This window comes from Halorubrum sp. SP3 (assembly GCF_005435195.1).
Lineage (GTDB): Archaea > Halobacteriota > Halobacteria > Halobacteriales > Haloferacaceae > Halorubrum > Halorubrum sodomense.
Window position 1 is genome coordinate 1 of record NZ_SGTU01000217.1, and the last position, 676, is coordinate 676.

The 676-nt window shown below is 63.0% G+C and carries 1 protein-coding gene; it reads right to left on the reverse strand.

Annotated elements, in window-relative coordinates; genetic code table 11:
• On the reverse strand, positions 1 to 676 hold a 676-nt coding region (locus tag EXE42_RS16290; RefSeq protein WP_137706990.1), incomplete at both ends, for a carbohydrate ABC transporter permease.

The window sequence follows — 676 nt, forward strand, 5'->3', positions numbered from 1 at the left end:
CTGGTAGTAGAGGTACGGGCCGACGATCCCAAGCGTCATCACGAACAGGGTGATGGCGATCGCCGACGCGTACGCCCAGTTCAGGTTCGCGTACGCCTCGCGGACCATCTTCGTCGCGAGGATGTCGGACCCGTTGGGCGGTCGGTAGCCGCCGACGAGCGAGTAGAGGAAGTCGAACGCCTTCAGCGCGAACACCATCAGGACGACCGAGGCGCTGATGGTCGACCCCTTCAGCTGCGGGATGATCACGCGCCAGTACATCCGCGCCGTCGAGGCGCCGTCCACCTTCGCCGCCTCGTAGTGCTCGTTCGGAATGGCCCGCAGCCCCGCGAGGAACACGACCATCGCGTACCCCGCGAACTGCCACATCAGCGCGAACATCACCGCCCAGAGGACGATGTCGGGGTTACCGATCCAGTTGACTCGGCCGAAGCCGAGCGACGTGATGACGATGTTGATGACCCCGTTGTTGAAGTTGAACATCCACGCCCAGAACTGGGCGGTGACCACGAACGAGAGGCTCATCGGCAACAGGTAGATCGTCCGGAACGTGTTCTCGAACCGGATGTTCCGGTCTATCAGGATCGCCAGTCCGAGCCCGATCGCGAGCGTTACCAGGGTGAACCCGACGAGCAGAATGAAGGTGTTGATCGCGGCGTCGACGAACCCGCTGTCG